Origin of the sequence: Hansschlegelia beijingensis (assembly GCF_045505405.1) — a bacterium.
Taxonomy (GTDB): Bacteria; Pseudomonadota; Alphaproteobacteria; order Rhizobiales; family Methylopilaceae; genus Methylopila; species Methylopila beijingensis_A.
Genome location: NZ_JBJKEX010000269.1, coordinates 1 through 4,278, shown reverse-complemented (window position 1 = coordinate 4,278; position 4,278 = coordinate 1). Strand labels below are relative to the sequence as shown.

The 4,278-nt window shown below is 68.0% G+C and carries 5 protein-coding genes and 1 pseudogene; all 6 read left to right on the top strand.

Translation table 11 applies throughout. The annotated features are described in order from the left end of the window. Positions 1–284 (top strand): annotated as a pseudogene (locus ACIKT0_RS14010) (hypothetical protein); the annotation flags it as partial. Between the two features lie 181 nt (positions 285–465). Further along, positions 466–1,614: a transporter substrate-binding domain-containing protein gene (locus ACIKT0_RS14005; RefSeq protein WP_407105936.1), complete on the top strand. Its 1,149-nt coding sequence runs from the start codon at positions 466–468 to the stop codon at positions 1,612–1,614. A gap of 12 nt (positions 1,615–1,626) precedes the next feature. Next, the gene (locus ACIKT0_RS14000; RefSeq protein ID WP_407105935.1) at positions 1,627–2,235 is read left to right on the top strand and encodes an ANTAR domain-containing response regulator; all 609 of its coding nucleotides are present in this window, start codon (positions 1,627–1,629) and stop codon (positions 2,233–2,235) included. Between the two features lie 309 nt (positions 2,236–2,544). Continuing rightward, positions 2,545–3,582 (top strand): aliphatic amidase, encoded by a 1,038-nt coding sequence (locus ACIKT0_RS13995; protein WP_407105934.1) that lies wholly within the window; start codon positions 2,545–2,547, stop codon positions 3,580–3,582. Positions 3,583–3,631: 49 nt separating this feature from the next. Beyond that, positions 3,632–4,096, top strand: coding sequence for an urease accessory protein UreE (gene ureE / locus ACIKT0_RS13990; protein ID WP_407105933.1), 465 nt, complete (start codon positions 3,632–3,634; stop codon positions 4,094–4,096). Continuing rightward, complete coding sequence (locus tag ACIKT0_RS13985; RefSeq protein WP_407105932.1) at positions 4,093–4,272, top strand: urease accessory UreF family protein; 180 nt, start codon at positions 4,093–4,095, stop codon at positions 4,270–4,272. Before ureE ends, ACIKT0_RS13985 begins: the two co-directional genes overlap by 4 nt. The last annotated feature ends 6 nt before the right edge of the window (positions 4,273–4,278 follow it).

Below are 4,278 nucleotides of genomic sequence, written 5' to 3'. Positions count from 1 at the left end.
CGCTGAGCGCGGAAGCCATGGTCACGGCTCGCGTGGACGCCGCCTCGCTGCGGGTCGCGGTCATCCCGGTGCCGGTCGAGCGCCTGCCGGCGATGACCCATCCGGACCAGGCCCATGTGGCCACTCTGATGATCGCGCCGAGCGCCGCGCTCGTCGGCGGCTTCGGCTCCGACCCGACGCACGGCGCCCACACGGACCGCTTCGCCGGCTCCTCCGTAATGCTGCTCAGGACGCAGTCCTTCCTGCCGACCGGCGGCTACGCCCAGGCGAGCTCTCACGGCTGACACCCGCACGCACGGAAATCAAAAAAAGCCCCGGCTCCGGCCGGGGCTTTTTTTATGGCCTGCGGGCGCGGGACAATCCGCCGCTTGAACGGCGGCTGCGGCTCGTTAGCGTGTGGCGGCCTCGCCCGGACTCAAAGCCCGGCGGCGTTCGCCGCCGCCGCCCGCCCCCTCGGAGCATCACGTGACCTCGAAGCCCTGGCGCGTCGGACTGCTGTTCTCGACCACCGGCGTCACCGCCAATGTCGAGCGCACGCAGCTCAACGCGACGCAGCTTGCGATCGAGGAGATCAACGCGGCGGGCGGGGTCCATGGCCGCGAGATCGCGCCTGTCGTCTATGACGGCGCCTCCAGCCCCCGCCAGTTCCGCGCGGTCGCCGAGCGGCTGATCGAGGCGGACGGCGTGCGCCTGCTGTTCGGCTGCTACATGTCGAGCGTCCGCAAGGCGGTGCTGCCGGTGATCGACGGCTTCCGCGGCGCGCTGTTCTACCCGACCTTCTACGAGGGTTTCGAGTATTCGCCGCAGACGATCTACACCGGCGCGGCGCCCAACCAGAACGCCTTCCAGCTCGCCAAATACATCCTGGCCAAGCACGGCCAACGGGTGCTGTTCGTCGGCTCGAACTACGTCTACCCCTACGAGATCAACCGCATCATGAGCGACTTCGTCGTTCAGTCGCGCGGCAAGGTAGTGGATGAGCTGTACATTCCGCTCGACGCCGGCGCCGAGGACATCGAGCGCGCGCTCAAGAAGATCCGCAAGACGAGCCCCGACGTGGTGTTCTCGACCATCGTCGGCCAGGCGACCGCGCCGTTCTACGAGGCCTATGCGGAAGCCGGCTTCGCGCCCTCGATCCCGATCGCGAGCCTCACGACCTCCGAGGCCGACATCGCCGAGATGCGTCCCGGCGTCGCCGAAGGCCACATCTCGGCCGCGACCTTCTTCGCCACGCTGGCGACGCCCCGCGCCCGGCGCTTCACCGCCGCCTTCCGGGCCCGCTTCGGCGAGGACGCGCCGATCCCGTCCGTCGCCGAGACCGCCTATTTCCAGATGCACCCCGCGGCCGCGGCGCTCGCCCGCGCGGGGACCGACGACCCGCGGCGCGTCCTCGCGGAGGCGACCGAGATCGAATACGACGCCCCGCAGGGCCGGGTGCGCATCGATCCCGACAACCACCACGCCTATGTCTGGCCGCGCGTCGCGCGGCTCGACGCGCAAGGCAGGTTCCAGATCATCTGGAACCCCGGCGTGCGGCTGAAGCCCGATCCCTATTGCGTCACGCAGAGCCTCGACGACTGGTCCGCGGACTTCGTCGAAGCGCCGGCCTCCTGAGCGGGGGGCGCGATGAGCATCCAGATCCTTCGCGACATCCGCGGCCTGCGCGTCCAGGTGATCCACGCCAATGACGCCGAAGGCCAGCAGCTCGTCGAGCATCTGAAGCGCATCGGCTGCTTCGTCGAGACCGCATGGCCCGCCCCCGAAGCCTATGCGGAGAACGCCGATCTCGTGCTGCTGTCGGTGGACCAGGAAGACCGCGACGCGCTGCAGAAGCTGTTCCGCTCGCGCTCCGACAAGAGCCCGACCGTCATCGCGATCGTCGGCTACGAGAACCCGTCGACGCTCGCGCTGGTGCTGGAGAGCGGCGCGCTCGCCGTGGTGGAGCGCCCGATCAAGCCGTTCGGGCTGCTCACCCAGATCGCGCTCGCGCGCAGCCTCTGGAGCGAGGGCCGCGCCCAGGCCCGGCGGCTGCGCAAGCTCGAGCGCAAGCTCACCGGCATCCAGGAAATCCAGAAGGCCAAGGCCATCCTGATGTCGAGCCACGGCCTCTCCGAGGAGGAGGCCTATGGCTCGATCCGCCGCCAGGCGATGGCCAAACGGGTGTCGATGGAGGAGATGGCGACCGCCATCATCCGCGCGAGCGAGCTCTTGAACTTCCGTCCGGATGATGCTTAGCTGACGCCTAGACGTCGTCGCCAGCGGGCGATTGGCGTTTCTGCCAGATCACCAAGGTTGTTGATCCGGCGCGGCGATGTAGCCCGACAGTTCCCTTCCTGGGAATTGGCGGGCTTTTTTGTTTCTACGCCTCCGACAAGGCAGTCGAAGGCGCTTCGCAGTCGAAGACAACCTGGCCGGAGCCGCGCGTGATGCGCCACGACTTCGGCTGACCTTTTCAAATGCCGACGCCGGGGCCGGACAGGCGCGGGATCGATGATCCGCGCACTGCCCTTCGCCTCCGGACGGTCAGCGACAGGAGAGACCAGGATGATCCACGGCGATATCGGCTCGAGCAACGACACCGTCGGCGTCGCGGTGGTGAACTACAAGATGCCCCGGCTGCACACCAAGGCGGAGGTGCTGCACAACGCAAAGAAGATCGCCGACATGGTGGTCGGCATGAAGGCCGGCCTGCCCGGAATGGACCTGGTGATCTTCCCCGAATACTCGACCCATGGGATCATGTACGACTCCAAGGAGATGTACGACACCGCGTCCGCGATCCCGGGCGAGGAGACCGAGATCTTCGCCGACGCGTGCCGGACCGCGAAGTGCTGGGGCGTGTTCTCGCTGACTGGCGAGCGCCACGAGGAGCATCCCCACAAGGCGCCCTACAACACGCTGATCCTGATGAACGACCAGGGCGAGATCGTTCAGAAGTATCGCAAGATCATGCCCTGGGTGCCGATCGAGGGATGGTATCCGGGCGACTGCACCTATGTCTCCGAGGGGCCCAAGGGCCTCAAGATCAGCCTGATCATCTGCGACGACGGCAACTATCCGGAGATCTGGCGCGACTGCGCAATGCGCGGCGCCGAGCTGATCGTGCGCTGCCAGGGCTACATGTACCCGGCTAAGGAGCAGCAGATCACCATGGCCAAGGCGATGGCCTGGGCCAACAACACCTATGTAGCGGTGGCGAACGCCACCGGGTTCGACGGCGTCTACTCCTACTTCGGCCATTCGGCGATCGTCGGCTTCGACGGCCGCACGCTCGGCGAATGCGGCACCGAGGAGAATGGCGTGAACTACGCCCAGCTCTCGATGTCGCTGATCCGCGACCACCGCCGCACCGGCCAGTCCAACAACCACCTCTTCAAGCTGCTGCACCGCGGCTACACCGGCATGATCAACTCCGGCGACGGCGACAAGGGCGCGGCGGGCTGCCCCTACGACTTCTACAAGCGCTGGATCGCCGACCCCGAGGGCACGCGCGAGATGGTCGAGGCCATGACGCGGCCGACGGTGGGCGTCGACGAGTGCCCGATCGAGGGCCTGCCGACCGCCGCCACCACGCACCGCTGATCCTTAGGGCGCGGCGGACCGGACGCCGCGCCCCCTTGCAGAGCGCGCCATGCTGAAGATCGAGACGCTGGTCGGCAAACGCACCGACCCGCACATCCACGACCGCCTCCATCATCTCGATCACCACGGACGGGTGGAGACCGTCACCCTGCCGGCGGCCGACATGGCGCGGCGCCGGCTGCGTCTCACGACGCCGGCGGGCGAGGAGCTCGCCATCGCGCTGCCGCGTGAGGAAAAGCTGTTCGACGGCGCGGTTCTGCTGCTCGAGGACGCGCGCGCCATCGTGCTGCGGGCCGAGGTCGAGCGCTGGCTGCGGCTGCAGCCGCGCTCCATCGCGGACGCCATCGAGATCGGCTACCACGCCGGCAATCTGCACTGGCGGGTACGCTTCGAGGGCGAGAACCTGCTGGTCGCGCTCGAAGGCCCGGTCGAGGACTATCTGGCGCGCCTCGACCCGCTGCTCGCCGGCCGCACCGTTCCGAGTTCGATCGTCAGCGACGATCTCGCCGCATGATCGGCCAGCTGCTCGCGATCTGGCAGGCGGACGCGGCCTTTCCGAGCGGCGGCTTCGCGTTCTCGAACGGCATGGAGGGGCTTGCGGCGGGCGGCGCGGCGCTCGATCCCGACGCGCTTCGCCGGGTGATCGCGACTACATGGTCGAGGGCGACCTGCGGCGCGAAGTCTCGATGAACATCA